Genomic DNA, 25,473 nt, shown 5'->3' with positions numbered 1-25,473 from the left:
GCGCCGAAGCGCACGAACCTAAACAAACATGCCGGCTGATCACGCGCCGCCCGCACATAAAAGTACGGCGTCCAACGGCATCACGACACTCGGAGACCCTGCATGTCCACTTCGCCGATTTCCGCGGCCCAGCCCCATTCGAGCGGGCAGAACAGCAGCGCGCGGATCATCTTCGCGAGCTTCATCGGCACCGCGATCGAGTTCTACGATTTCTACGTCTACGCAACCGCCGCGGCGCTCGTCATCGGGCCGGTATTTTTCCCGCACGGCTCGGCGACGGCCCAGGCTTTATCGGCTTTCGTCACGTTCGGCATTGCGTTCGTCGCGCGCCCGATCGGCTCGTTCCTGTTCGGTCACTTCGGCGACCGGATCGGCCGTAAATCGACCCTGGTGGCTTCGCTTCTGGTGATGGGGGTATCGACCACGCTTATCGGATTCGTGCCCGGCTACGACTCGATCGGCAGCCTTGCGCCGATCCTGCTGTGCATCTTGCGCTTCGGCCAGGGTATCGGCCTTGGGGGCGAATGGGGCGGCGCGGCGCTGCTCGCCACGGAGAACGCGCCGGCCGGCAAACGCGGCTGGTTCGGGATGTTTCCGCAACTCGGGCCGTCGATCGGTTTTCTGGCGTCCAACGGCCTGTTCTTCGCGTTGGCCCTGTCATTGAGCGACGAGCAATTCCGCAGCTGGGGCTGGCGCGTGCCGTTCCTCGTCAGCGCGGTGCTGGTTGCGCTCGGCTTGTACGTGCGCCTGAAGATCGCCGAGACGCCGGCCTTCCAGGCAGCCATCGAGCGCGAGGAGCGCGTGAAGGTGCCGATCGCCACCCTGCTCTCGCAGCACTGGATGCCGACTCTGCTCGGCGCGCTCGCCATGGTGGTCTGCTACACGCTGTTCTACAACGCCACCACGTTTTCGCTGTCGTACGGCGTGTCGGTGCTGCATATTCCGCGGCCGACTTTCCTCGGCATGCTGTGCATCGCGGTCGTGTTCATGGCGCTCGCCACGCCGCTGTCGGCCTGGGCGAGCGACCGTTATGGCCGCAAACCGGTGCTGATCGTCGGCATCGTCGCGGCGATCCTGTCGGGCTTCACGATGGCGCCGTTGCTCGGCAGCGGGCAGACGCCGCTGGTGCTGCTGTTCCTCGTGATCGAGCTGTTCCTGATGGGGGTGACTTTCGCCCCGATGGGCGCGCTGCTGCCGGAACTGTTTCCGACCAACGTGCGCTATACCGGTGCAGGCGTGTCGTACAACCTCGGCGGGATTCTCGGTGCGTCCGTCGCGCCGTATATCGCACAGGTGCTGGCCGCGCACGGCGGGCTGCCCTGGGTGGGCGCGTATGTGTCGATTGCGGCGGCCGTCAGCATGCTCGGCGTGCTAAGCATGCGCGAGACGCGCGATGCGCACTTGATGTAACGGGAGCGAAGACGCGCTGGGTAAATTCCCTGCCTTGCGCGTCTTTTTGACTTGCCTATACTCGAAATAAATAACCCTAAGGCAAGCAGGGAGGCTCTGATGAATATTCACCTTCACAACGCGGATATCGTGATGATCATCGCGCTGGCGCTGCTATGTTCGCTGCTGCTGGCTTTGCGCTTTCGTCCCGCGACGTGGAAGGGCATCGTTGTGGAAGCGCTCGCCGCGAACGCAGCCGCGATTACCGCAGTGATTGCTTTTGAAATGCTGCTTGCCTGAGCAGTCGACCATACCGGCGCCAGTGCCAGTGCCCGCGCGCCATGGCCGGTCGAACGCGGCCTGCGTCTGAACTCATCCAAAGAAGCCGTTGAACGGCTGCCCTCGCCGATGCCGGTGAGCGGCAGCCGTCACGATCATGTGCTGCGTCTGGCCCAATCCGGGCCGCAAGCCATTACCGGTAGTAGTAGCCGTGATGGTAGTAGCCGCCGCCGTAGTAATAGCCCGGCGCCGGTGCAACGATGCAGCCCCCAAGCGCCGTTGCCAGCAGCGTGCCTGCGATCAGGGTCAGGATTAAGCGTTTCATATTGTTCTCCTTCGAGTCAGATTCATTCGAGCCGAAACCCCGAATGACTCGATTGAACACGACCCTGCCTCCCGCGACCGTTGCCATTTGTAAGGGAAGATCACGTGGGTGTTACACGTTTGCGCCCCTAAATCCGGCTGCGCCAAGCCATCGCGTGAACAGATTCACATCAGAGGAAAACAGCACCTATACTGGGTTGGATATGCGAGCCACGTGCAAGCCTTGTCCGTGGCGGACGCGCGGACCGGAACTCGGACGGCGAGTATTGAATCGGCGCTTCACGTGCCGTAACCAGGCCGGCAACCGCGCGCGAAACCGCGCGGACAGCCAATTAGGCGCCCTACGAAAAGCGACAGATTTAACAGGTATGTAATGCGCAATGGTTGGTCCAGGTGCAGAGCGCGGTCGTCAAAGACCGGCATCGGGACACTGGTAAGCGGCCGACGAATCTCACCGCACGCGCGCGGCATGCCTCAATGAATGCGTGATTGAACTCGACCGCCGGCCGGCGGTCTGTTTAGGACTGGGTCGATCACCCGAGGTGGTCGCCCGGTGTCTGAGTCAGTTTGTTCATTGAAGTGATTCCTCTTCGCCCGTAGTTCCCCGACGCGGGCGTTTTTCGGAGGCGTTCCGTGGCAGCGCTCGTTTGATTGGGCGACTGTGCGTCGCGCCTCTTTTCTTTTGACCGAACGATTTGCCAAACGATTGCGCAAAAGCGCGGCGAAATTACGCTCAGGCCGCGGCTGATCCGTGCTGCATGGCAACGGGGTGCGATTCGCCCTGCACGTAATCGATCGCCTTCAGCACCTCGGCGACCGCTGGGACTGACCGGCCGTCACCGATCGAAATCGAGCGGAAAGGCGCGCCGATGCCGCAATGCGCCGGCGAAGTCGCCACAAAAATCATGACTGTGCGCTTCTGCAATGCATGCGCCAGATGAACGAGCCCCGTATCGGCCCCGACCACCAGCGCGCAGCCGTCGATCATCTGCGCGATTTCGGTCACGCTCAGTTTCGGCAGGACGGTCGAGCCCGGCACCTGTGACGCGATCTGCTCCGCCTCGGCACGCTCGCGTTCCGAGCCCCACGGCAACACCACCTGAAAGCCACGCTGCACCAACTCACGCCCGACCGCCCCCCAATGGGACAGCGGCCACTTCTTGTCGTCTTTGGAGGTGGCATGAAAGAGCGCCGCGACCGGGGCGCCGCTAGCCGCGAACGGCAGCCCGGCCGGTGTGGGCAGGCGCAGATTGTAGGCCGGCGGTCCCTCGACCTCATAGCCGAGCGCCTCACCCGCGCTGATGCGCATGCCATGCCATGCATCGCAGGACGGCCTGGGACCGAAACGCCCGGTGTAGGCAAATGCAGCGCCGCGCTCTCCCAGATCCCGGGACTGATAGCCAATACGTTTAGACGAGCGAGCCAGAAAGGCGATGATCGCGCTCTTGTACACCCCGTGAATGTCGATGATGAAATCGTAGCGGTAGGCACGCAATTCGGCGATCGACGTCGCGATCGCCTTGAAATCGCTCCAGCGGCGCGCCTTCTTGAAGCGGCGCAGCGGGGCGCAAAGCACGCGGTCCACGCTTTCGCTCCAATGCACCACTTCGGCGAATGCTTCGTCAGCCGCCCAATCTACTGCAACGCCGGGAAAAGCGCGTTTAATGTCGGCAACGACCGGCAACGCCTGCACGATATCGCCGAGTGAAGTGACCTTGACGATAAGAACTCGTTTCATTGAGGACCTGTTAGTTGTTCGAACGTCAAACTATTTTAGCCGACGATGGGAATAATCTTTGCTAAACGCTACAGGGCGCAATCCGGTCATCAATACAGACCGTTACGCTGGAAAACTTACAAATATGTTCTTTACATATTTTCAGATCGCCTTCATAGCGTTCGTCGATGCGGCACGCTTTATAATCCACCCTTTGCGCCAGCACATCCGTCATGTCCCGGGCTTTCCCTCCGCGCTCTTCCAGCATCGTGCGTCGCGCCAGACGCCTGTGGCGACAATACGGCGTCTTCTGGCTCGGCGCGATCGCGGTCGGTCTGGTGGCGGTTCTGTATGCGAGGCTAATCGACTGGGGCTACGGCGCATTTCGCGCCATGCAGCATCAGCACGTGTGGGCGCCGTTGATCGTCACGCCCGCGGTCGCCGCGCTCGCTGTCTGGCTCACGCGCAAGTTCTTTCGCGGCGCCGAAGGCAGCGGTATTCCTCAAGTCATCGCCACCCTGCATGCCAGGCCCGGCGAATACGGCGCACGGCTGCTGTCGTTCCGGATTCTGTTCGGCAAGATCGCCGTATCGTTTCTGGCCATTCTCGGCGGCTTCACGATCGGCCGCGAAGGACCCACCGTGCAGGTCGGCGCGGCACTGATGTTCAACCTGCGGCGGCTCTACCCGCGCTCGAATGCGCTGATCGAACGGCAACTGGTGCTCGCGGGCGCGGCAGCGGGCTTGTCCGCGGCATTTAATACGCCGCTGGCAGGCATCGTGTTCGCAATCGAAGAGCTCACCCGCAGCTTCGAAGCCCGCGCGAGCGGCGTGCTAATCACGGCGATCATCATTGCCGGTGTGATCGCGCTCGGCCTGAACGGCAATTACACCTATTTCGGCACCATTCAGATCGGCGCGCATTTCCCCGATCTGCTGGCGGTAGCCGTCGTGCTCACGGCAATCGTCACCGGGATTGCGGGCGGCGTGTTCGGCTGGCTGCTGCTGAACACCGCACGCTGGATTCCCGCGCCGCTGCGTCAGTTGCACGGCGAGCGGCCGGTCGCATTCGCCGCGTTGTGCGGCTTCCTGATCGCAGTGGTCGGCCTCGTCTCCGGCGGCACGACCTTCGGCAGCGGCTACGCGGAAGCGCGCGGATTGCTCGACGGACACGAGCACCTGTCGGTGTTCTATCCGTTCCTGAAGATGATCTCGATGGTCGGCTCTTATCTGCCGGGTATTCCAGGCGGGATCTTCGCGCCGTCGCTGTCGATCGGCGCGGGCTTCGGCAATCTGCTGCACATGGTGTTCGGCTCGATGCAATTGCCCATGCTGATCGCCCTCGCGATGGTGGGCTATCTGGCGGCCGTCACGCAGTCGCCGATCACCTCATTCGTGATCGTGATGGAGATGATCGATGGTCATGCGCTGGTGATCTCGCTGATGGCCACCGCGTTGATCGCGAGCCGCGTATCGCGTTTGCTCGCACCGCCGTTGTACGAGTCGCTGGCGGAACGCTATATGGCGCCGCTGCCACAGCCCGCCCCAGCACCGGTGCCGGAAGTTCCCGAAGTCGAGGCGCCCGAGGCCGCAGTCGCCGATGAGACCGACGACGGTACTCGTGCTGAAGACGGCGCCCCGCGTCAGTAAACAACCACCCCCGGCGCGTGCACATAAACTGGCCGCGCCGGCACCACTACGCAGCCGGCCAGCACGACCGCCAATGCGGCGATCAGAAGCAGATTCTTTTTCATCACGTGTTCCTGAGAAACGCAGGCGAGCGCGGCGCCTGAGTCGTCAAACTGGAGAGAACGGCACGAACGCGGTCAACCGCGCCGTGCCGGACAGTGCTGGCGTCTGGGGACTTAAGCCGCCCAGTGGCCTTCGACCCAGCGATAGTTCGGACCGTGCTGGACCCAGTGGCCCGGCACCCAGTGGAAGCCGACACGCTCGGCTTGCCAGTGGCCCGCCACCCACACATAGCGGCCGTGATCCCAGCGCCAGTGACCGTGATCCCACACGTAGCCGACGCGCGGCGCCGGCACGGCTTCGTAGCGCACGGCCGGCGGTGCGGACGGTGCGATCACAACGACTTCTGCGGCCGAAGCGGACGCGATGGCGGATGCACCAGCGGCGATCAGCACAGCGTTGGCGATCAGCAAGCGAAAGGTCTTGTTCATGTTTTCCCTCTGTAGTTGGACACCGAATCCGGCGTTATCCGTTTAATGCGCGAGGGATCAAAAGCGCTGACTGCCGCCGTGTAACGGCACACGCTGAAGTGCAACGGATTATTTCGCCGCACGGCATAGCCACGTGCGGACATACGCGGCCATGCACAACGGCGCGGCGCGTTCGGGCAGCAAACAGAGGATAAAGAGGCAGACGGCGCGTAGAACCCACATCCGCGCGTCTAATTGAACAGCAGAAGGACACCACCGGGAGGACAGCGTCTACGCGCCCCATCCCGTCACGTCAGATCGACACAACGAAGCAGAGCGCGCAGCGCGTTACGCGGAACCCGCCTGCGGTATTTCAATCTTGACCTCGAGCACTTCAAGATCGTCCTGGCGCTCCAGGCTCACGCGAATATCGTCGTTGGAGATCTTCACGTACTTTGAAATCACGGCCACCAGTTCGCGTTGCAACGCAGGCAGGTAATCGGCAGGCGCATGGCCGCCGGCGCGCTCGTGCGCGATGATCAACTGCAGGCGTTCCTTCGCTACCGACGCGGATTTCTTCTTCTCGCCCAGCAAAAACGAAAGAATCGACATTACGTGCGCTCCCCTTACTTGGTGCCGAAGAGGCGCTGCAGCAGCCCTGGCTTCTGGTAATCGGTAAAGCGAAGCGACTTCTGCTCGCCGAGGAAACGCGACACGACATCTTTATAGGCTTCGGCGACGTCGGTACCGTCGAGGTGGACCGCCGGCAGCCCCTGGTTCGACGCGTGCAGCACCGCTTCCGATTCCGGAATCACGCCGATCAGGTCGATGCGCAGAATTTCCTGGATGTCGGTCAACGACAGCATTTCGCCCTCGCTGACGCGCTTCGGGTTGTAGCGGGTGATCAGCAGGTGCTCCTTGATCGGCTCCTTGCCTTCGATCGCGCGCTTGGTCTTCGACGACAGAATGCCGAGGATGCGGTCCGAGTCACGCACCGAGGAGACTTCCGGATTCGTCACGATCAGCGCTTCGTCGGCGAAATGCATGGCAAGCAGTGCGCCCGATTCGATACCGGCCGGCGAGTCGCAGACGATGAATTCGAAGTCCATTGCGATCAGGTCGTTGATGACCTTCTCGACGCCTTCCATGGTCAGCGCGTCTTTGTCGCGCGTCTGCGAAGCCGGGAGAATAAAGAGGTTCTCGCACTTCTTGTCCTTGATCAGCGCCTGGTTGAGGTTCGCTTCGCCCTGAATCACGTTGATCAGGTCGTACACCACCCGGCGCTCGCAGCCCATGATGAGGTCGAGGTTACGCAGGCCGACGTCGAAGTCGATCACGGCGGTTTTGCTGCCCCGCAGAGCGAGGGCCGATGCAAAACTCGCGCTCGTGGTCGTCTTGCCCACGCCACCCTTGCCCGAAGTCACCACAATGATTTTTGCCATTACCCTTACCTTGTGTTCGTCAAATTCGTCAATTATGTGCGGCCCGCTTTGCCGTGGAACGCCGCCTGCCGTGATGGTTCAGGGCAGCGTGCGCACCACGCCGATCAGGTGAGTCGCAGTGGTTCGATCATCAGTTTTTCTTCTTCGAGCCAGATCTGCACCGGCTTGCCGAGCACATCGGCCGGCAGCGGGTTCTCGGTCGTACGATAGATGCCCGCGATCGAGATCAGTTCCGGTTCGAGACACGTGCAGAAAATGCGCGCGTCGTGATTGCCCTGCACGCCGGCCAGTGCCCGGCCGCGCAGCGGCGCGTAAATGTGGATGTTGCCTTCCGCGATGACTTCCGCGCCGTAGCTCACCAGACCGAGCACGACCAGATCGCCCTTTGCGTAGATGCGCTGGCCTGAGCGCAGCGGCTTGTCGACCACCATGGTTTGCGACGAGGTGGCGAGACGGACGGGCTCGGCAGCGGGCGCCGGCTCGACTGCGGCGGCCGTGGCCGGGGTGCCGTTTTCCGGCGCCCCGCCGGCGTCGGCAAACAGATCGGCCGGCGGCGTGGCGGTCGCGGCGGTGGCCACCGGCGCCGCAACAGCGGGATTGGCGCTTTCTTCGTCAGCGGATTTTGCGGCGGCGCCGCGGCGGTCGCGCGCTTCGAGCAGCGGCAGCGCGGATTCGGCCGCCCACGTCTGCTGAGCGTTGGCGACCACGCCGACCGGACGCATGCGCACGCTGTCGAGCAGTTGCGCGATGTCGGCGAGCGGCACGCGTTCGTTGTCGGCGAGCCGACGCACGTCGATCGCGACGACGTCGTTAGCGAAAAATTCGGGGGTCGCCTCGAAGCGCCGGGTCAGTTCGGCGCGCATTGCATCGAGGTCGGTTGTCTTGACCACAAACAGGAGCGTGTCGACAGAGCCGCTGCGGAGTTCGAAAAAGGGCGATTTCTTGGGCGACATAGCGTTCGGCAAAAAATTTTGCGTATTTTACAGGCGTACAGGCGGGGAGCGAGTTTTTTTGCCGGGAGAACGCGCCCCCGCGGCCTGAATACCCGTGACATAGCCACGCCTCGGCCGTTCAGGCCGCGCTTGGGGCGCTCATTTGGCCATGAACCCGGCCATGAACGCTGCGGCGACGCGGAAGGGATGTGAGCGGCAGGCTGACGCGCCGCTCGTGAGATCACTGCTGAAACACCTGCGACGTGGTCGGCACGTGGCGCACCAGCAGGCTTTCGGCCTGCTCGGGCGCTCGTGCGACACGCCGATGCTCGCCGGTCGGACCGAAGCCGAGCGCCTCGTAAAAACGCATTGCATTGCGGTTGGCGTCGGCGACCCACGCGTAGATTTCCATCGCGCCTTCGCCGGCGAGCCAGGCGCTGGCGGTGTCGACGAGCAACTCGCCGCCGCGCAGATGACGCACGGCCGGCGCGACCCACAACTCGCAGACGAACGCGCGGCGCGCCGCCGTATCGTCGAAATGTGCTTCGATCAGTCCGGCCGGATGGCCTTCGGTATAGAGAATGAAACTGGTGGCGATAAACGAAACGGCGTGTTCGGCAGCGGTGGCGTCGAACGTGGCGGCATCCGCCGACAACGCGTCCTCGAGCGTTTCGCCGAAGGCATAGGGCGCCTCCCGCAACGACGCAGTGCGGAGTTCGCGGAAAACGGCGCCCTGATCAGCGGCGATACGGCGAACGGTCAATGACGGACTCATGCAGACGAAAACCCCTTGAAACCCTAACGCATAGCTTTAACCGAACCGGCGCGCGAGTCAAATGCTTATTTACTGGATCGGACCGTGGCGCCGCTCCCTGGCGTTGGCGCCGCGCACCGATTGCGCGGCCATTCACCCGCCCACCGCCTTGATAACCGGCTCGCGAAGCTCGCCGGCCACTGCGTTCAGGGCGCTTCGTAAGTGCCGGTGCCGTCCGGCCACGGCGTCAGCAACTCATAGCCGTCTTCAGTCACGGCGATCATGTGTTCCCATTGCGCGGACAGGGAGCGGTCTTTGGTGACCACCGTCCAGCCGTCGCGCTGCACCGCGGTGCCGGCACGGCCCGCGTTAATCATCGGTTCGATCGTAAAGACCATGCCCGGTTTCAGACGCACGCCCTGCCCCGGCTGACCGTAGTGCAACACCTGCGGGTCTTCGTGGTAGACCTTGCCGATGCCGTGGCCGCAGTAGTCGCGCACGATCGAGAAGCCGTCGCGCTGCGCGATTTTCTGGATCGCGTAGCCGACGTCGCCCAGCGTGGCGCCCGGCTTTACCTCGCGGATACCGGCCAGCATAGCTTCATAGGTCGTGTCGATCAGCTGGCGCGCCACCGTGCTCGGCTGGCCGACGCAATACATGCGGCTGGTGTCGCCGAAATAGCCGTCTTTGATAATCGCAACGTCGATATTGATGATGTCGCCATCTTTCAGGATTTCGCTGCGATTGGGAATACCGTGGCACACCACCTGGTTGACGGACGTGCAGACCGTCTTCGGAAATCCCAAATAACCAACATTTGCCGGAATAGACTTTTGCGTATTGACAATGTAGTCGTTGCACAGCGCGTCGAGCTCGTCGGTGGAGACGCCGGCCTTGACGTGCTCGCCGATCATCGCCAACACGTCGGCCGCGAGGCGGCCGGAGATGCGCAGCTTGGCGATGTCGTCGGGAGTCTTGTAGGTAATGGCCATGAATTCGGTCGAGGTGGGTCGATGATGACGAACGCCCAATTGTACAGAGGATCGCCGGACGGCCTCCGCGAGCCGGGCTGAATCTGCATCGCGGGCGGCTTCCCGCACGATTTCGAGCGATTTTCAGGGGCTGTTCACGAGCCGCTCGGTGTGGCCATTCAGGTGCCTGCTCCGGAACCGCTCACGGACCGGCTACCCCGAGCGAGACCGCCTCATTCTGCAAGCGCACACGGAAATCTTTTGTGGGCTTTGCACCGGGTAGCCCATTCGCTCCGTAAGGGCGTTGATGACTCGCTTTCTTCCCCCTGCATCGTTTAGTTCTTCCCGGAAGAACGAGGTCTCTTTTTGCGTCCGCGATTTGCGTTGGTGCATCGCCTGCGTAACCGCTTTCCGCGCGTGCGCGTCGCGAATCCATGGGATTGGCAGCGAACCATCTGAGGAGCATAGCCAGCTCGGAGTCCAGCAATAAATCAGCATAACTTATCGATGCATTTGACCACCGGATAGAACGGCGTCTGCAACGCAGACAGTTTTTCCGCAACGCCGGCGCACTGGGTCTGGGTCTGGTCGGTGGGACGCTGATCAGTGCGTGCGGTAGTGGCTCCGGTTCAATCGCCTCTGCCCGGAGCGCGCCGAGCGACCCGGAAATACTGAACTTCGCGCTGAATCAGGAGTATCTCGAATCGCAGTTCTACACGTACACCACAACCGGTTTGAGGGCTACCCGCGAGCATGACCACCGGGCGCTCGACCACGATCGCCGCAGTGGCCGGCGCAATCGCCGTGCTGGTGCTCAATCTTGTTCTGCTGCTGCAAATCGCCGGCATTTTGCTGTAGCCGTTGTGTCCTATGGCGACGCGCCGAGCAACTGTTTGCGTAACGTCGGCGCGCGCGTCGACGGATCGAGCCAGATGCCGAAAAATGCGCGGGCGAAAGCGAGGTCGTCGAACTCGCCGGTCATCCGGTCGCCTGCGTAAAAGCGCACGCCTTTGCCCGGCAAATAGATCGCGCTTAGCTGATCGCCTGGGCCGACATCCACCAGCGTCTGCATCATGTCCGCACGCCAGCGCGCCAATGTGTCCGCCGGAATCGGTGCATTCGCGAGACGCCTGATTTCGCTCATCCCGGTATCGACGAATCGCTCGCGCCCGATGCCGCGAGCGTAAATGATATGCAGCGCGAAGCGTTCGTCGTAGTCGACGGGTAGGCGTTCGCTCCACATTTGTGCGCGGTATAGCCTGAAGCCGAACACGCTGAAATCGCCCTCGCCCACGAGTTTCGCGGGCTGCACGTCAGCGAGCCAGTCGGCGTTGGCGGCAGTCGCCCACAGCACCAGCATCAGTGCCGCGAATGCGCGCACGTCAGTCGGCCGACGCGAGCACGAACTGCATCACGTCCGTGCGTCCTTCGTCGAAACCGGCTTCGCAGTAGGCCAGATAGAGCCGCCACGTGCGCACGAAAATCTCGTCGAAACCCTGCTTCTGGATCGTATCGAGCCGTGCCTCGAACGCACTGCGCCAGCGGCGCAGCGTCTCCGCATAATCGCGCCCAAAGGCCAGCGACTTGCGCGCCGTGAGTTTGCCGCGCCGGGCCGCTTCAATGAAATGCTGCGGACTCGGCAGCATGCCGCCCGGGAAAATGAACTCGCGAATAAAGTCGCTCGTCGTCCGATAGGCGGCGAAGTACGAATCGTCGATGGTGATGGTTTGCACGAGCGCGCGTGCGCCCGGCCGCAGACGTTCGCGCAGGATGCGGAAGTACGCCGGCCAGAATTTTTCGCCGACGGCCTCGAACATTTCGATCGAGACAATGCCGTCGTACTGTCCGGTCAGCGTACGGTAGTCCCGCAGTTCGAGGTGCACGCGCTCGCTCAGGCCTTCCTCGTGCGCACGTTTCTGGGCGAATTCGAGCTGCGCCGCGGAAATCGTCACGCCATGCACATGAATGCCCTGACGAGCCGCATGCATCGCAAAAGCGCCCCATCCGCAGCCGATTTCCAGAACACGCATGCCTTCGCGTAACCCGAGCGTATCGATGATGCGTTGATACTTGGCGTGCTGAGCGTCTTCAAGCGATTGATGGAAATTGCCGTCGAACACCGCGCTCGAGTACGTGAACGTCGGGTCCAGCCATTGCGCGTAAAACGCGTTGCCGATGTCGTAGTGCGCGTGAATATTGCGCCGGCTGCCCGAGCGCGTATTAGGTCTCAGCTTATGACGCAACCCGTACCAGAGTTGTGCGAGCCAGCCGCCATAAACCGTGCGTTGCAGCGCGCGTTCGTTGCGGATTGCCACGCGCAGCAAAGCCGCCAGATCGGGCGTATCCACCCAGAAGGCGCGCCATGCGTCGGCAAAGCCAATATCGCCTTTGCGCAGAATCGCGCCGCACGCACGCCAGTCGCGCAATTCCAGACGCGCACCCGGCGCCGCATGCGAATCGCCGAATACGCGCTGCTGTCCGTCGGGCGTGATCAGCACCAGGTGCCCAACCTGAATCCGCTCGAGTAGCGATAGAAACAGACGGCCGGACGCGGGTACGGTTCGGTGTCCGCTTAGGGTTCGTGAAAGCGCCATGGCTGGATTTCCTCAATCGGACGAAATGGGACGCGCAGCGGCGGACGGTCGAGCCTGGCCGGCAGCGGTGGGATCGGTGGATGCCTCGGCCGTGCGGCCCGGCGCGGGCTGCTTGCCGTAGAACGGCGTTCTCTTGATGGCGAGACGCAGTGCTTGCCAATGAATTCGCGCGATGACACCGACTGTCAGCATGGGCTGACGCAGCAACGCGGCAAGTGCCGCCGGGCGCGTCAAAGGCTTTAAGCGGCCACCTACTGCGGTGCGAATCAGAAGTCCGTCAGCGTCCTTGTAATCGATCGAGACCGACACACTGTCAGGCGTCTGCCGGACGCGAAATGCGTAGCGCCCCTCCACGCGGCAAAACGGCGACACGTGCAGCACTTTGCGGCACTCGAGTTCCGTTTCGGGCGTAATCGGCGCGTTCCCCGCGGCGCTCAATAGATAGCAGTGGCGGGCGCCGAAAGTATTACGCACCTCCGCCAGCAGCGCGCGCAAATGTTCATCGCGGTCGTGGCAAAACCAGAAACTAACCGGGTTGAACGCATAGCCGAACACACGCGGAAACGCTTGCAGCCAGATCTTGCCGTCCGCCTCGTCGATGCCTGCCGCGGATAGTTGCGCGCGCATCCATGTGGCGAGATCGCTGCCATCGCGCGGGCCGTGATCGCGCTGATACAAGCTCAGCAGACGCCAGCGGTCGACGCCGAACCAGCCGCTATTGAGCGACGCCAGACGATCCAGATCGCAGCGCACATAAAACACCGGATACGAGAAGCGATGACGCTTCGGCCGCAAGCGCTCGTGGATCACCTTGCCCGTCAACAGCCAGGCGGCCGGATCGAGCCCGGCTTCGACAACAGTGGAATTCATAACCTGGCCCATGCCGGCGACACATTGAAATCGGCGGCAACGCGCAGTGCCGATTTCAGACCGTCCTCGTGAAAACCGTAGCCCGTCCACGCGCCGGCGAACCAGGTGCGGTGCTTGCCTTGCAGCGACGGCAGCCGGTGCTGCGCATCGATGGCGGCCAGATCGAACAGCGGATGGTCGTAGACGAAGCGGCGCAGCTCGGTGCCCGGCGCCAACTGCGCCACCGGATTGAGCGTGACGACGAGCGGCGTCTTGAACGGCAGCGGCTGGAGCTGATTGACCAGATAGCTGACGCACACCGGATGCATGCCGTCATGTGCGCGGCTTCCCAGATAATTCCACGCCGACCATATGCGCTGACGCCGCGGCAGCAGATTCGTATCCGTATGCAGCACTGCGATATTCGGCTGATAGCGTACGGCGCCCAGCACGCTGCGTTCGTCCTGATCCGCGTCGTTGCCAAGCAGTCGCAGCGAGGTCGGCGCATGGGTGGCGAGCACCAGCGCGTCGAAGCGCTCCGTGCCCTTGTCGGTGAACACGTCGACCCCATCGGCATCGCGCCGTACGCCTCGCACCGCGCTATCGACGCGAACGTCGTCGAGCGCACCGACGATGCGCCGCACGTACTCGCGCCCTCCGCCGACCACCGTCTTCCACTGCGGCCGCCGATTCACCTGCAGCAGCGCGTGGTTCAGGCAAAAACGCAGGAAGGTGGTGGCCGGAAAAGCGAGGATATCCGCGGTCGCGCTCGACCAGATTGCCGCGGCCATCGGCAGCAGGTAGTGGCGCTGGAATGCGGAGCCATAGCCACCCGCCGTCAGCAGTTCGCCCATCGATGCGCGCGTTTCTATCGCGAGTTCCAGATTGCTCTGCGCGCTGCCGTTGAAACGCATGATGTCGCGCAGCATGCCGATGAAGGTCGGCGAGAACAGGTTGCGGCGTTGTGCGAACACGGTGTTCAGACTGGTGCCGGCCCATTCGAGTTGGCCTTCGTCGAGCGAGACCGAGAAGGTCATGTCGCTCGGATGCGACTCGACGCCTAATTCGGCAAACAACGCGATCAGGTTCGGATAGGTGCGGTCGTTAAAAACGAGGAAACCCGTATCGACCGGATGGGTGTGACCGTCGAGCGTGACGTCCACGGTATTGGTGTGGCCGCCCGCGTAGCCGGCCGATTCGAACAGCGTGACGCGATGGTTGCGCGCCAGCAGCCAGGCACTGGCCAAACCCGAAATACCGGCGCCGACAACCGCGACCCGCGAGCCGCGCGGCAGTGGTGAGGTCGGTGCGGAATGGATCATGAGCGCGTCTCCGGGTCCTGGACGCGCGCGGTGGGTTAGTTGGGTGTGGCGGGGAGTGCGCGTCCTTGCCGGGATTTACGCAGCGGGAGCCGAAATGGATGCACGTCGGGCAGATTTTGGGGGGGCACGCGCGTACGTGAGCCTGGCGGGAGCCGGCAGGAGGTACGGCACGAGCACAAACCAATGGAATTGCTTGCTGCAGTCGCCGCATCTCGACGCGGCGATACAACGTCTTTCGGATAGCCCAACCTGGCCGCCCCCAAAGCAAAAACCCCGCGAGAACTTTCGTTCTGCGGGGTTTTTAAATTTGGCGGAAAGGGTGAGATTCGAACTCACGGTACCCCTAAAGGTACACTGGATTTCGAGTCCAGCGCATTCGACCACTCTGCCACCTTTCCGGGTCTTCCAACTCACCGGCAACGAGGCCAATTCGTCAGATCCAAGCGGGTCGTTGCTTGGGAGAGAAAGATTATAGAACAACCGAATCCGCTTTCCAAGCCCCTCGTCAAAAAAATTTCAAGGAAGCCTGGCACTCGGCAACCGTATCAAGCCGCTGGCACTTCCAGCCGTTCCACACCACCGAGGTAAGGACGCAGCGCCGCCGGCACCGTCACCGAACCATCCGCGTTCTGGAAGTTCTCGAGCACGGCCACCAGCGTACGGCCAACCGCCAGACCCGAGCCGTTCAGCGTATGCACCAGCTCCGGCTTGCCCTGCGCATTGCGGAAACGCGCCTGCATCCGGCGAGCCTGGAACGACTCCGTATTCGAGCAGCTCGAAATCTCGCGATAGGTGTTCTGCGCGGGCACCCACACTTCCAGGTCGTACGTCTTGGCAGCCGAGAAGCCCATATCGCCGGTGCACAGCGTGATCACGCGGTACGGCAATTCAAGCTTCTGCAGAATCGTCTCCGCGTGGCCGACCATCTGCTCGAGCGCGTCATACGACGTTTCCGGCGCAACGATCTGCACCATCTCGACCTTGTCGAACTGATGCTGGCGGATCAGGCCGCGCGTGTCGCGGCCATACGAGCCCGCTTCCGAACGGAAGCACGGCGAATGCGCGGTCAGTTTGATCGGCAGCGTTTCCGCTTCGACGATGCTGTCGCGCACCGTGTTCGTCAGCGAAATCTCCGACGTCGAGATCAGATACTGGGTGACCGTATTCTCTTCACCGCCCTTCTCGACGCGGAACATGTCGTCGGCGAATTTCGGCAGTTGGCCGGTGCCGTACAGAATCTCCGGATTCACGATGTACGGCGTGTACACCTCGGTGTAGCCATGGTGCAGCGTGTGCGTGTCGATCATGAACTGCGCCAGCGCGCGATGCAGACGCGCAATCTGGCCGCGCAGCAAGGTGAAGCGCGCACCCGACAGCTTCGCGCCGGTTTCGAAGTCGAGGCCAAGCGGCGTGCCGATGTCGACGTGATCCTTCACCTCGAAATCGAACTGGCGCGGCGTGCCCCAGCGGCGCACTTCAACGTTGCCGGCTTCGTCCGTACCGACCGGCACGCTTTCGTGCGCCAGGTTCGGCACGCCGAGCAGCAGGTCGGACAAACGCTTCTGGATGTCGTCGAGCCTGGCCGCCGACGCCTTCATTTCGTCGCCGATACCGCCCACTTCGGCCATCAGCGCCGAGGTGTCCTCGCCCCGCCCTTTCATCCCGCCGATCTGCTTCGACAAGGTATTGCGGCGCGCCTGCATCTCTTCGGTACGGGTCTGGGTGTCGCGGCGTTCCGCTTCGAGCGCGGTAAAGGCCGCCACGTCGAGGGTATAGCCGCGGTCGGCGAGGCGTTTGGCGACGCCGTCGAGGTCTTTGCGCAGCAACTGGATGTCGAGCATGGGATGGGGCTGGTGTTCGTTATATGAAGCTGGGATTTTAGCGCACCGGCGCCGGCGGCCGGTGCGTTAGATGGTCAAGGCATGCGGAATGGCCACAAGGCAGCCGGAACAGCCGCGCAAAGTGCATGAAACCGCAGCATGAAAGCGCAAGCAAAACCGCTCAGCCCTTTTTGGGCTTGTTCTCACTGCGCCACTGCGCGTCGAGCTCGGCCAGACGCGCCATCTTGTCGCCGATCTTGCCTTCAAGACCGCGCGGCGTCGGCTCGTACCAATGCGGGTCGCGCATGTTGTCCGGCAGATAGGTCTCGCCGGCCGCGTAGGCATCGGGTTCGTCGTGCGCATAGCGGTATTCGTGACCATAACCGAGTTCTTTCATCAGCTTGGTCGGCGCGTTGCGCAGATGCACCGGCACGCCGCGCGACTGGTCCTTGCTCACGAACCGCCGTGCCTCGTTGTACGCGTTGTATCCGGCGTTCGACTTCGGCGCGACCGCCAGATAAATGATCGCCTGCGCCAGCGCCAGCTCTCCTTCGGGCGTACCGAGACGTTCATAGGTTTCGGACGCGTCGAGCGCGATACGGGCCGCGCGCGGGTCGGCGAGGCCGATGTCTTCCCACGCCATGCGCACGATCCGGCGCGCGAGGTAGCGCGGGTCCGCGCCGCCGTCGAGCATGCGGCAGAACCAGTACAGCGCGCCGTCCGGACTGCTGCCGCGCACCGATTTATGCAGCGCGCTGATCTGGTCATAGAACGCATCGCCGCCTTTGTCGAAGCGACGCAGGTTCTCGGCGAGCGCGCTGCCGAGCAAGGCGCCGTCGATTTCGGTGCTCTTCTGCTGCGCCGCCGCGCGCGCGACGATTTCCAGGTTGTTCAGGAGCTTGCGGCCGTCGCCATCGGCGGAACCGATCAGGGCGTCACGGGCTTCGTCGGTGAACGTAAGGCCGCCGAGTTCTTGCTGCGCACGCTCGAGCAGTTCGCGCTGCTCTTCGTCGGTGAGGCTTTTCAGCACATAGACGGCGGCTCGCGAGAGCAACGCGCTATTGACCTCGAACGACGGATTCTCGGTCGTCGCGCCGACGAACACGAACAGCCCCGACTCGACGTGCGGCAAAAACGCGTCCTGCTGGCTCTTATTAAAACGATGCACTTCGTCGACGAACACCAGCGTCTGATGCCCGTTCGCGCGATGAATCTGCGCGGTTTCGACGGCTTCGCGGATATCCTTCACGCCTGAGAGCACCGCGGACAACGCGATGAACTCAGCGTGAAACGCGTCGGCCATGAGCCGCGCGAGCGTGGTCTTGCCGACGCCGGGCGGGCCCCACAGGATCATCGAATGAGCTTCGCCGGATTCGAAGGCGACCCGCAGCGGCTTGTTCGGGCCGAGCAGATGCTTCTGGCCGATGACTTCGTCGATATTGCGGGGCCGCAGGCGTTCAGCGAGCGGAACATTGGCACGGGTTTCTTCAAACATGGCGTTTTAGGGATAATCTCGGCTTTTCCGGACGCGGTCCGTGTGAAGGCGGCGTGCTGCCGGTGAGCCACGCCCGCACGCGAGGCGTGCGGGCAACGTCCTGCATTATGACAGCCATGGCGCCCGGACGATGGGCGCGCCGGCCAGGCGGTAATCTCGCCGACAGCCTGACAGGCTATCATCGCGCGCGGCCTAAACGGCAATACCGGCATCGCACCTGAATTCAGACACACCACTCACATCAACTACGTTGCATGAGACCGGAGTAAGTGCTTTAAAAGGGACCGGAGTCACGCGCTAGAACGCGAACTCTGGTCGGCAGCTAAAGCGCCAACTCCGGTCGATACAGGGACAAGATCAGATGGCACAAGATCCACTCGCCGGCGACGCCGGTTCCACCTACGCACCGCTCACGCCGGTGCCCGACGCGCGCCGCGCGTTCCGCACCGGCGATGCTTTCGCACTCTGGTTCTCGCTCGGCATCGGCCTGCTGGTTGCGCAGGCGGGCGCGCTGCTGGTGCCGGGTTTATCGCTGCCGCATGCGTTGCTGGCCATCCTGATCGGCAGCGCGATCGGTGTCGTTCTGCTGGCGCTGGCCGGCGTGGTCGGCACGGACACGGGCCTTGCGGCCATGTCGTCGCTGCGGCCGACGCTCGGCGTGCGCGGCGCCTCGGTGCCTGCCGTGCTGAACGCGGTGCAACTGGTCGGCTGGGGCTCGTTCGAAGTGATCGTGATGCGCGATTCCGCCGATGCACTCGCCAAGCAGGCCTTCGGTTTCTCGATGCCGCTGATCTGGACCGTGATCTTCGGTTTGCTCGCCACGCTGCTGGCCATTAGCGGCCCGCTGTCGTTCGTGCGCCGGTTTCTGCGCACGTGGGGCATCTGGCTGCTGCTGGCGGGCGCCGCGTGGCTGTCGTGGAATCTGCTGGCGAGGCACGATCTGGCCGCGCTGATGCGCCGTCCCGGCACCGGCGAGATGTCGTTCGGCGGCGCGATCGATCTGGTGGTCGCGATGCCGCTCTCGTGGCTGCCGCTGATCGCCGACTACAGCCGCTTCGGCCGACGCCCCGGTGAGACGTTCCGCGGCACGCTGCTCGGTTACGGCATTGCGAATATCTGGTTCTACGCGCTCGGCGCGATCTACGGCCTCGCGGCAGGCGGTGGCGATGCGCTGCTGACCGGCGCGCTGGCTCAAGCGGGCGGCGGTCTCGCCCTGCTGCTGATCCTGATCGACGAAGTGGACAACGCATTCGCCGACATCCACTCGGCAGCGGTGTCGACCGGCACGTTCTGGACGCGCGGCAGCGTGCCGCTGTTGTCGGCGGCATTTGGCGCGTTGTGCACGGCGATCGCCCTGCTCGTGCCGATGGCGAAGTATCAGAACTTCCTGTTGCTGATCGGCTCCGTGTTCGCACCGCTGTTCGGCGTGATGCTGGTGGATCACTTCATCGTACGCAAGCGTCGCATCGAAGCCGCCGTGCTCGGCGACCTGCGCGGCCGTTATGGCTTCTCCGGTGGCTGGCATCTGAGCGCGTTCGCGGCGTGGGCGATCGGGATCGTGGCGTATCAGGTAATCAACCAGTGGCTGCCGAACCTGGGTGCGACCTTGCCCTCGCTGGCGATCGGCGCGGTGTGTTATCTGGCGCTGGTATCGGCTCGGAAAACCGCGTACGCCTGAGTCTCGCAAGTATCCTCGCAATACGGAAAAGGCCTGCAAATGCAGGCCTTTTCTACTTGGGCGCGGTCAGCACCCGATCAGTGCGGCCCGCGATTCATCGCTTCGACGCCCGATACTCGACGCCTGGCAGCACGCACAGCAATTCGAAGGCGAGATTCGCGCCGAGCAGCGCGGTCGTGCCAAACGGATCGTACGGCGGCGCCACCTCAACCAGATCGCAGCCGACGATATTCAACCCGTGCGAGCCGCGGATGATCTCCAACGCCTGCGGCACCGTCAAACCGGCGATTTCCGGCGTGCCCGTACCCGGCGCGAACGCCGGATCGATCCCGTCGATATCGAAGGTGATGTATACCGGACCATCGCCCATGCGTTCACGCACACGCGCCATCAGCGGGACCAGCGACTGGTTCCAGCACGCCTCGGCCTGGACCACTTCAAAGCCCTGGTCGCGGCACCAGTCGAAGTCTTCCGCCGCATAGCCCGTGCCGCGCAGACCGATCTGCACAACGCGGTCGCAGTCGAGCAGGCCTTCTTCCACCGCGCGGCGGAACGGCGTGCCGTGCGCGATCTTCTCGCCCATCATCGTGTCGTTGACGTCCGCATGCGCGTCGACGTGAATCAGACCGACCTTGCCGTGCTTGCGATGAATCGCGCGCAGGATCGGCAGCGCGATCGTATGGTCGCCGCCCAGCGTGATCGGCTTGCAGTTGTGCTGGAGGATTTCGTCGTACGCGGTTTCGATGCGCTTGATCGAATCGTGCAGGTTGTACGGATTGATCGCGACATCGCCGAGATCGGCCACGCGCAGCGAATCGAACGGCGCGGCGCGGGTCGCCATGTTGTACGGGCGCAGCAGCACCGATTCGCTGCGAATCTGGCGCGGCCCGAAGCGCGCGCCGGTACGGTTCGAGGTGCCGAGATCGAACGGCACGCCGACGAAGCAGGCGTCGAACCCTTCGGACGAACCGACGTTCGGCAGCCGCATCATCGTGGCAATGCCGCCGCAACGGGGCATGGCGTTGCCGGACAGCGGCTGCGGCCGTTCACCGGCCTCGGGAGAAATGAAGGAGGAAGTATTCATCGTGTCTCGGCAATGAAAAGGAAGCAAGGAGCAAATTTGTGCAACCGGCCGAGGGATCAATACGAAAAGCGCACCTCGCCGGGCGAATCTCGATTCTTGAGCAGTTTCACGCAAGTTAAAATACGAACAGAATAAACTTCACATTGATTCGTAGCGATGTATCCTGACGTATGTTCTCTCAACTCACCGATCTCGACCTGCGGCTGATCCGCGTTTTCCTCGCCATCGTCGACGCCGGCGGCGTCTCGCCGGCCCAAGCCACGCTGAATGTCGGCCAGTCGACCATCAGCACGCAACTCGCCACGCTGGAAACACGCCTCGGCTACCGTCTGTGCGAGCGCGGCCGCGGCGGCTTCAGCCTGACCGCGCGCGGCGAGCAATTCATCGACGCAGCCCGCGCGCTGCTATCAGCCGTCGATACCTTCGGCATGCAGGCGCGCAACGTCGGCCGCAAGCTGGTCGGCACGCTCGATATCGGCATGATCGGCCACACACCGGTGTCGGCAAGCGCGCGTATCAGCGACGCGATCGGCCGGTTTCGGGCGCGTGATCAGTCGGTGCGGTTTTCGATTCTGGTGCGCTCGCCGGGCGAGCTCGAGGAATTGCTGCTGAATGGCCGGATTCAGGTCGGCATCGGCTATTTCTGGCACCGTGTGCCGTCGCTCGAGTACACCGAGGTGTTCGCCGAAGATCAGTTCGCCTATTGCGCCAAGGGGCATCCGCTGTTCGCTTCAGCCGGCGAGGTGCCGCCCGCCGAAGCCGCGGCTCACGAATGGGCATGGCGCAGCTATCCGCTGCCCGAAGCTGAAAGTTCGACCACGCCGCAAAACGTCACCGCCGTCGCCGACAACATGGAAGCGGTCGCGATGCTGGTGCTCTCAGGGCATCATCTCGGCTATTTGCCGGGACATTTCGCGGCGCCGTTCGTCAAACAGGGCTTGCTGGCCGCGTTGAATCCGGCCCAGATGCGATATCGGGTGGCGTTCCATATGGTCACGCGCGCCCGGCAGCATCGAACGGATATCGTTGAAGCGTTTATCGACGATATGAAGGCGGCGCATCCGGCGCAAGTGTTGGAAGTGGATGAGTAAGCGGCGCTTCCGCGCGACCCCGGCGGCGCGTCCTGAAACGGACAAATAGCGCGTCTGACGCGAGCAGACGGTCCGCGATCGATCTGCAATAAAAAAGCCGCGCCAGATGCGCGGCTTTCTGCCATTCAGGAAACGCCAATCGCCGGTTTAACCGTTGATCACGTCCGCGTCCTTTGGCACCGTGAACTTGAATGCATCAGCCGGCAGCGGCGGATTCTTCTGAATGTTCGAGAAGGTCAGCAGTGTCACATTGCCGAACACATCGTGCAGTTCCATCGCCTCAAGATTGCCGTCCTTGAAGCCGATGCCGACGCGCTGAAACTGCGTGTCTTTCGCCTTAGGCGTCAGCTCGAGCCAGTCGATGCCGGCCTTCACGCCCGCGTCGCGCAGCGTGAAATTCTTGTCCAGGTCGTTGCTGCCAAACAGAATCGCCGCCGGGCTCGCGCCGAGTGCGCCGCCGAGGCTGCGCACCGTCACCTGATTCAGGTCCTTGTCGTACACGTAGAGCTTGTCGCCATCGGCTTGCAGCAATTGCGCATAGGGTTTCTCGTATTGCCAGATGAACTTGCCGGGACGCGCGAAGGTGAACGTGCCGCTAGACGTGCCGGTCTTGCCCGCTGTGGGCAGCACACCGCTCGCGGTCTGCGCCTTGCTCGGCGCGCGCACTTCCTGCTGCACAAAAGTGCCGCGCGCGGAATGCACCTGCGCGACGAACGCCTTCAGTTGCTCGGTGCCGCTCGCGAATGCCTGCGACGCAACGAGCAGCGACACGCCAATCGCCACGCTGCCGACGCCACGTGCGATCGTGCGCGCGAGTTGGCCGAAACGGCCCGGTTGAGCACTCTGTCGAGCGTGCTGCTGCGCGAATAGTTGCATGGTGTTTTTCTCCCTTGATTGAATTTGTCGAGCGGTCATGGCGGCGGGCGTTGAGCGCCGCGTCCGCCTGATCTTGGCGGCTGGCTTGCGCCGCGCCGCCGAGGGACGAACCCTCAGCCTCGAGGTCGTAGCTTAAGCAAGAAGCCTTAAACAGAGCTTATGTGCGGGACTCGTGTGCTGGGCTTATGTGGAGGACCGGCGTACGGCCCTCACGGATGATTCGCCGCCATCGCCATATGAACCGGCTATTCCGCTTCCCGTGCCGGCGCCAGAATCTCGCGGTTGCCGTTAGACGACATTGCCGACACCACACCTGAGTTCTCCATCTGCTCGAGCAGGCGCGCCGCGCGGTTATAGCCGATGCGTAGATGCCGCTGCACCAGCGAGATCGACGCGCGGCGGTTCTTGAGCACCACGTCGACCGCCTGGTCGTATAACGGGTCGGCCTCGCCATCGCCCGAGCCGCCGCCGGCGCCAGCCGAGCCTTCGTCGCCCTCGCCCGTCACGCCGCCTTCGAGAATGCCCTCGATATAGTTCGGCTCACCCTGCTCCTTGAGCTTGTCGACCACGCGGTGCACTTCTTCGTCCGACACGAACGCACCGTGCACACGCACCGGCAAACCGCTGCCCGGCGGCAGGTACAACATGTCGCCCATGCCGAGCAACGATTCCGCGCCCTGCTGGTCGAGAATCGTGCGCGAGTCGATCTTCGACGACACCTGGAACGCCATGCGCGTCGGCACGTTGGCCTTGATCAGGCCGGTAATCACGTCGACCGACGGGCGCTGCGTTGCCAGAATCAGATGGATGCCCGCCGCGCGCGCCTTCTGCGCAATCCGCGCGATCAGTTCCTCGACCTTCTTGCCGACCACCATCATCAGGTCGGCCAATTCGTCGATCACGACCACGATGTTCGGCAAACGCGTGAGCGGTTCCGGATCGTCCGGCGTCAGGCTGAACGGATTCGGCAGCTTCTCTTCGCGCTTCGTGGCTTCGTCGATCTTGTTGTTGTAGCCGGCGAGGTTGCGCACACCGAGCTTGCTCATCAGCTTGTAGCGGCGCTCCATTTCAGCCACCGCCCAATTCAGCGCGTGACCCGCCTGGCGCATGTCCGTGACCACCGGACACAGCAGATGCGGAATGCCCTCGTAGACGCTCATTTCGAGCATCTTCGGATCGATCAGGATCATACGGACCTGCTCGGCGCTCGCCTTGTAGAGCAGCGACAGGATCATCGCGTTGATGCCCACCGACTTGCCCGAGCCGGTCGTACCGGCCACCAGCAAGTGCGGCATTTTCGCGAGGTCGGCGCACACCGGCTTGCCGCCGATGTCCTTGCCGAGGCCCATGGTGAGCGGCGAAGCCGCGTCCGCATAAACCGCCGAGCCGAGAATCTCCGAGAGACTGACGGTCTGACGGCGCTGGTTCGGCAACTCCAGCGCCATGAAATTCTTGCCCGGAATCGTCTCGACCACGCGAATCGACACCAGCGACAGCGAGCGCGCCAGGTCCTTCGCCAGACCGACGATCTGACTGCCCTTCACGCCGGTGGCCGGCTCGATTTCGTAACGCGTGACGACCGGCCCCGGATACGCGGCAACCACGCTCACTTCGACGCCGAAGTCCTTGAGCTTTTTCTCGATCAGACGCGAGGTGAATTCCAGCGTGTCGGCGGAGATGGTTTCCTGCGCGGCCGGCGCCGCGTCGAGCAGCGAGATGGGCGGCAAGGTGGAATCGCCCGGCAGGTCGGTAAACAGCGGCACTTGCCGCTCTTTCTCGACGCGCTCCGATTTGGCGGGTGTCACGACCGGTGGCACGATCATGACCGGCTCGTGCTCCTCGATCCGCACACGACCCTTTTCGACCTTGCCTTCGCGCTTCACCGCGGCGGCTTCGCCCAGTTTCCGGTCGCGGCCGGCCTCGCGGCGCAGCTTGGCGAACGTGACAGCCGAGATGATCGATTCGCCGACCTTTTCCGACACCGACAGCCACGAGAACCGGAAATACAGCGACAAGCCGATGCCGAGCACGACCAGCAGCGCCAAGGTGCCGCCCGTGAAGCCCAGCGCATGCGAGATACCGCGCGCGACCGCTTCGCCGACCACGCCGCCCGGCGCACGCGGCAGTTGCACTTTCAGCGACCACATGCGCAACGCTTCGATACCGTCGCACGCAAGCAACACCAGCATGAATGCGAAGGCGTCCGCAAGCCAGCCGGCATCGCGCGGCGTGTCTTCCTGCAGTTCCTCGTGGCGGGTAATACGGCGGTAATTGGCGGAGATATGACGGCCGAGCAGCACGATCCACCAGTAGGCGGACAGCCCGAACAGCAGCAGCAGGATGTCGGACGTCCATGCGCCGACGCGGCCCGCCCAGTTGGCGATATGGTCGACCTGCGCGGCGTGCGTCCAGCTCGGATCGTGCCGGCTGTAGCTGACGAGCGCCATGAGCAGGAACACGCCGAGCGCGACCTGCAAGATCCAGCGGATTTCGGTGAAAAGGCGCGACATGCGGTGCGGCAATGCCTGCGCGCTCGCGGAATAGGGAGCTTTTGCCATTGATCCTGTTGCTTGTGTGGCCGATCTGCCGCCGCAGGCGCGGCCCGAAGCGGCCCGTGGGCGGCTCCAGACCCGATCCTGGCTGCCGGGTCCATCGATGCGACCTATTGTAAACGCAGTGCCTCACGCAAGGCTGTAAA

22 protein-coding genes, 1 tRNA gene and 1 pseudogene are annotated in these 25,473 nt (G+C 63.2%); 6 read left to right on the top strand and 18 right to left on the bottom strand.

Annotation, left to right across the window (positions count from 1 at the left end; translation table 11 throughout):
* The first annotated feature begins 102 nt into the window (after positions 1 to 102).
* Positions 103 to 1,410 (top strand): MFS transporter, encoded by a 1,308-nt coding sequence (locus tag AC57B6_RS04420; protein ID WP_496420758.1) that lies wholly within the window; start codon positions 103 to 105, stop codon positions 1,408 to 1,410.
* Positions 1,411 to 1,509: 99 nt separating this feature from the next.
* Positions 1,510 to 1,689 carry a hypothetical protein gene (locus tag AC57B6_RS04415; RefSeq protein WP_028196775.1) on the top strand — a complete coding sequence of 60 codons (180 nt, stop codon included), beginning with the start codon at positions 1,510 to 1,512 and terminating at the stop codon, positions 1,687 to 1,689.
* Positions 1,690 to 1,861: 172 nt separating this feature from the next.
* Here the strand turns inward: AC57B6_RS04415 and AC57B6_RS04410 are convergent, their stop codons facing one another.
* Positions 1,862 to 1,993, bottom strand: a complete 132-nt coding sequence (locus AC57B6_RS04410; protein WP_255246783.1) for a hypothetical protein — start codon at positions 1,991 to 1,993, stop codon at positions 1,862 to 1,864.
* A gap of 732 nt (positions 1,994 to 2,725) precedes the next feature.
* The gene (gene waaC / locus AC57B6_RS04405) at positions 2,726 to 3,730 is read right to left on the bottom strand and encodes a lipopolysaccharide heptosyltransferase I (protein ID WP_496420757.1); all 1,005 of its coding nucleotides are present in this window, start codon (positions 3,728 to 3,730) and stop codon (positions 2,726 to 2,728) included.
* A gap of 212 nt (positions 3,731 to 3,942) precedes the next feature.
* Between waaC and AC57B6_RS04400 the strand changes: the two genes are divergently transcribed.
* Entirely contained in the window at positions 3,943 to 5,358 is a 1,416-nt protein-coding gene (locus AC57B6_RS04400; protein WP_042275016.1) for a chloride channel protein, read from the top strand.
* A 215-nt stretch (positions 5,359 to 5,573) separates the two neighbouring features.
* On the opposite strand, the gene AC57B6_RS04395 is transcribed toward AC57B6_RS04400, so the two are convergent.
* From AC57B6_RS04395 to map, 6 genes are all read right to left on the bottom strand, one after another.
* Entirely contained in the window at positions 5,574 to 5,888 is a 315-nt protein-coding gene (locus AC57B6_RS04395) for a YXWGXW repeat-containing protein (protein ID WP_028196772.1), read from the bottom strand.
* Between the two features lie 327 nt (positions 5,889 to 6,215).
* On the bottom strand, positions 6,216 to 6,479 hold the full coding sequence (minE, locus tag AC57B6_RS04390; protein ID WP_028196771.1) for a cell division topological specificity factor MinE: 264 nt from the start codon (positions 6,477 to 6,479) through the stop codon (positions 6,216 to 6,218).
* 14 nt (positions 6,480 to 6,493) lie between these two features.
* Complete coding sequence (gene minD / locus AC57B6_RS04385; protein WP_006048490.1) at positions 6,494 to 7,309, bottom strand: septum site-determining protein MinD; 816 nt, start codon at positions 7,307 to 7,309, stop codon at positions 6,494 to 6,496.
* 104 nt (positions 7,310 to 7,413) lie between these two features.
* A complete protein-coding gene (gene minC, locus AC57B6_RS04380) occupies positions 7,414 to 8,262 on the bottom strand; it encodes a septum site-determining protein MinC (RefSeq protein ID WP_028196770.1) in 849 nt (282 codons plus the stop codon).
* A gap of 220 nt (positions 8,263 to 8,482) precedes the next feature.
* On the bottom strand, positions 8,483 to 9,016 hold the full coding sequence (locus AC57B6_RS04375; RefSeq protein WP_028196769.1) for a GNAT family N-acetyltransferase: 534 nt from the start codon (positions 9,014 to 9,016) through the stop codon (positions 8,483 to 8,485).
* Between the two features lie 185 nt (positions 9,017 to 9,201).
* Entirely contained in the window at positions 9,202 to 9,987 is a 786-nt protein-coding gene (map, locus tag AC57B6_RS04370) for a type I methionyl aminopeptidase (protein ID WP_028196768.1), read from the bottom strand.
* A gap of 482 nt (positions 9,988 to 10,469) precedes the next feature.
* Here map and AC57B6_RS04365 point away from each other — a divergent pair.
* Positions 10,470 to 10,670: pseudogene (locus tag AC57B6_RS04365) on the top strand (ferritin-like domain-containing protein); the annotation flags it as partial.
* 164 nt (positions 10,671 to 10,834) lie between these two features.
* Here AC57B6_RS04365 and AC57B6_RS04360 read toward each other — a convergent pair.
* The 7 genes from AC57B6_RS04360 to AC57B6_RS04330 form a co-directional block, all read right to left on the bottom strand.
* Positions 10,835 to 11,347: a chalcone isomerase family protein gene (locus AC57B6_RS04360; RefSeq protein WP_496420756.1), complete on the bottom strand. Its 513-nt coding sequence runs from the start codon at positions 11,345 to 11,347 to the stop codon at positions 10,835 to 10,837.
* Between the two features lies 1 nt (position 11,348).
* Complete coding sequence (locus tag AC57B6_RS04355) at positions 11,349 to 12,560, bottom strand: SAM-dependent methyltransferase (RefSeq protein WP_278497001.1); 1,212 nt, start codon at positions 12,558 to 12,560, stop codon at positions 11,349 to 11,351.
* Positions 12,561 to 12,572: 12 nt separating this feature from the next.
* Positions 12,573 to 13,430 (bottom strand): DUF1365 domain-containing protein, encoded by an 858-nt coding sequence (locus AC57B6_RS04350; protein ID WP_496420755.1) that lies wholly within the window; start codon positions 13,428 to 13,430, stop codon positions 12,573 to 12,575.
* Entirely contained in the window at positions 13,427 to 14,731 is a 1,305-nt protein-coding gene (locus AC57B6_RS04345; RefSeq protein ID WP_252888822.1) for an NAD(P)/FAD-dependent oxidoreductase, read from the bottom strand. Before AC57B6_RS04345 ends, AC57B6_RS04350 begins: the two co-directional genes overlap by 4 nt.
* 308 nt (positions 14,732 to 15,039) lie before the next feature.
* Positions 15,040 to 15,129, bottom strand: a tRNA-Ser gene (locus tag AC57B6_RS04340).
* 147 nt (positions 15,130 to 15,276) lie between these two features.
* On the bottom strand, positions 15,277 to 16,572 hold the full coding sequence (gene serS / locus AC57B6_RS04335; RefSeq protein ID WP_028196763.1) for a serine--tRNA ligase: 1,296 nt from the start codon (positions 16,570 to 16,572) through the stop codon (positions 15,277 to 15,279).
* A gap of 160 nt (positions 16,573 to 16,732) precedes the next feature.
* A complete protein-coding gene (locus AC57B6_RS04330) occupies positions 16,733 to 18,046 on the bottom strand; it encodes a replication-associated recombination protein A (protein ID WP_030103213.1) in 1,314 nt (437 codons plus the stop codon).
* Positions 18,047 to 18,407: 361 nt separating this feature from the next.
* On the opposite strand from AC57B6_RS04330, the gene cytX reads away from it, so the two are divergent.
* On the top strand, positions 18,408 to 19,724 hold the full coding sequence (cytX, locus tag AC57B6_RS04325; RefSeq protein ID WP_106352773.1) for a putative hydroxymethylpyrimidine transporter CytX: 1,317 nt from the start codon (positions 18,408 to 18,410) through the stop codon (positions 19,722 to 19,724).
* Between the two features lie 94 nt (positions 19,725 to 19,818).
* On the opposite strand, the gene speB is transcribed toward cytX, so the two are convergent.
* The gene (gene speB, locus AC57B6_RS04320) at positions 19,819 to 20,808 is read right to left on the bottom strand and encodes an agmatinase (RefSeq protein ID WP_178368868.1); all 990 of its coding nucleotides are present in this window, start codon (positions 20,806 to 20,808) and stop codon (positions 19,819 to 19,821) included.
* Positions 20,809 to 20,978: 170 nt separating this feature from the next.
* On the opposite strand from speB, the gene AC57B6_RS04315 reads away from it, so the two are divergent.
* Positions 20,979 to 21,899, top strand: coding sequence for a LysR family transcriptional regulator (locus AC57B6_RS04315; protein WP_030103215.1), 921 nt, complete (start codon positions 20,979 to 20,981; stop codon positions 21,897 to 21,899).
* Between the two features lie 147 nt (positions 21,900 to 22,046).
* On the opposite strand, the gene lolA is transcribed toward AC57B6_RS04315, so the two are convergent.
* Positions 22,047 to 22,775 carry an outer membrane lipoprotein chaperone LolA gene (gene lolA / locus AC57B6_RS04310; RefSeq protein WP_496420754.1) on the bottom strand — a complete coding sequence of 243 codons (729 nt, stop codon included), beginning with the start codon at positions 22,773 to 22,775 and terminating at the stop codon, positions 22,047 to 22,049.
* Between the two features lie 245 nt (positions 22,776 to 23,020).
* The gene (locus AC57B6_RS04305) at positions 23,021 to 25,333 is read right to left on the bottom strand and encodes a DNA translocase FtsK (protein ID WP_028196757.1); all 2,313 of its coding nucleotides are present in this window, start codon (positions 25,331 to 25,333) and stop codon (positions 23,021 to 23,023) included.
* Between the last annotated feature and the right edge of the window lie 140 nt (positions 25,334 to 25,473).

Source organism: Paraburkholderia sp. BGA-UO-ETr-F12 (assembly GCF_059567945.1).
The sequence above is the reverse complement of the archived record's forward strand: the minus strand, read 5'-3'. Positions and strand labels throughout refer to the sequence as shown.

What these genes read in the sequence shown, in the direction of transcription:
- AC57B6_RS04420 (WP_496420758.1), top strand. Translation starts at nt 103, where the DNA reads ATGTCCACTTCGCCGATTTCCGCGGCCCAGCCCCATTCGAGCGGGCAG.
- AC57B6_RS04415 (WP_028196775.1), top strand. Translation starts at nt 1,510, where the DNA reads ATGAATATTCACCTTCACAACGCGGATATCGTGATGATCATCGCGCTG.
- AC57B6_RS04410 (WP_255246783.1), bottom strand. Translation starts at nt 1,993, where the DNA reads ATGAAACGCTTAATCCTGACCCTGATCGCAGGCACGCTGCTGGCAACG.
- waaC (WP_496420757.1), bottom strand. Translation starts at nt 3,730, where the DNA reads ATGAAACGAGTTCTTATCGTCAAGGTCACTTCACTCGGCGATATCGTG.
- AC57B6_RS04400 (WP_042275016.1), top strand. Translation starts at nt 3,943, where the DNA reads ATGTCCCGGGCTTTCCCTCCGCGCTCTTCCAGCATCGTGCGTCGCGCC.
- AC57B6_RS04395 (WP_028196772.1), bottom strand. Translation starts at nt 5,888, where the DNA reads ATGAACAAGACCTTTCGCTTGCTGATCGCCAACGCTGTGCTGATCGCC.
- minE (WP_028196771.1), bottom strand. Translation starts at nt 6,479, where the DNA reads ATGTCGATTCTTTCGTTTTTGCTGGGCGAGAAGAAGAAATCCGCGTCG.
- minD (WP_006048490.1), bottom strand. Translation starts at nt 7,309, where the DNA reads ATGGCAAAAATCATTGTGGTGACTTCGGGCAAGGGTGGCGTGGGCAAG.
- minC (WP_028196770.1), bottom strand. Translation starts at nt 8,262, where the DNA reads ATGTCGCCCAAGAAATCGCCCTTTTTCGAACTCCGCAGCGGCTCTGTC.
- AC57B6_RS04375 (WP_028196769.1), bottom strand. Translation starts at nt 9,016, where the DNA reads ATGAGTCCGTCATTGACCGTTCGCCGTATCGCCGCTGATCAGGGCGCC.
- map (WP_028196768.1), bottom strand. Translation starts at nt 9,987, where the DNA reads ATGGCCATTACCTACAAGACTCCCGACGACATCGCCAAGCTGCGCATC.
- AC57B6_RS04355 (WP_278497001.1), bottom strand. Translation starts at nt 12,560, where the DNA reads ATGGCGCTTTCACGAACCCTAAGCGGACACCGAACCGTACCCGCGTCC.
- AC57B6_RS04350 (WP_496420755.1), bottom strand. Translation starts at nt 13,430, where the DNA reads ATGAATTCCACTGTTGTCGAAGCCGGGCTCGATCCGGCCGCCTGGCTG.
- AC57B6_RS04345 (WP_252888822.1), bottom strand. Translation starts at nt 14,731, where the DNA reads ATGATCCATTCCGCACCGACCTCACCACTGCCGCGCGGCTCGCGGGTC.
- serS (WP_028196763.1), bottom strand. Translation starts at nt 16,572, where the DNA reads ATGCTCGACATCCAGTTGCTGCGCAAAGACCTCGACGGCGTCGCCAAA.
- AC57B6_RS04330 (WP_030103213.1), bottom strand. Translation starts at nt 18,046, where the DNA reads ATGTTTGAAGAAACCCGTGCCAATGTTCCGCTCGCTGAACGCCTGCGG.
- cytX (WP_106352773.1), top strand. Translation starts at nt 18,408, where the DNA reads ATGGCACAAGATCCACTCGCCGGCGACGCCGGTTCCACCTACGCACCG.
- speB (WP_178368868.1), bottom strand. Translation starts at nt 20,808, where the DNA reads ATGAATACTTCCTCCTTCATTTCTCCCGAGGCCGGTGAACGGCCGCAG.
- AC57B6_RS04315 (WP_030103215.1), top strand. Translation starts at nt 20,979, where the DNA reads ATGTTCTCTCAACTCACCGATCTCGACCTGCGGCTGATCCGCGTTTTC.
- lolA (WP_496420754.1), bottom strand. Translation starts at nt 22,775, where the DNA reads ATGCAACTATTCGCGCAGCAGCACGCTCGACAGAGTGCTCAACCGGGC.
- AC57B6_RS04305 (WP_028196757.1), bottom strand. Translation starts at nt 25,333, where the DNA reads ATGGCAAAAGCTCCCTATTCCGCGAGCGCGCAGGCATTGCCGCACCGC.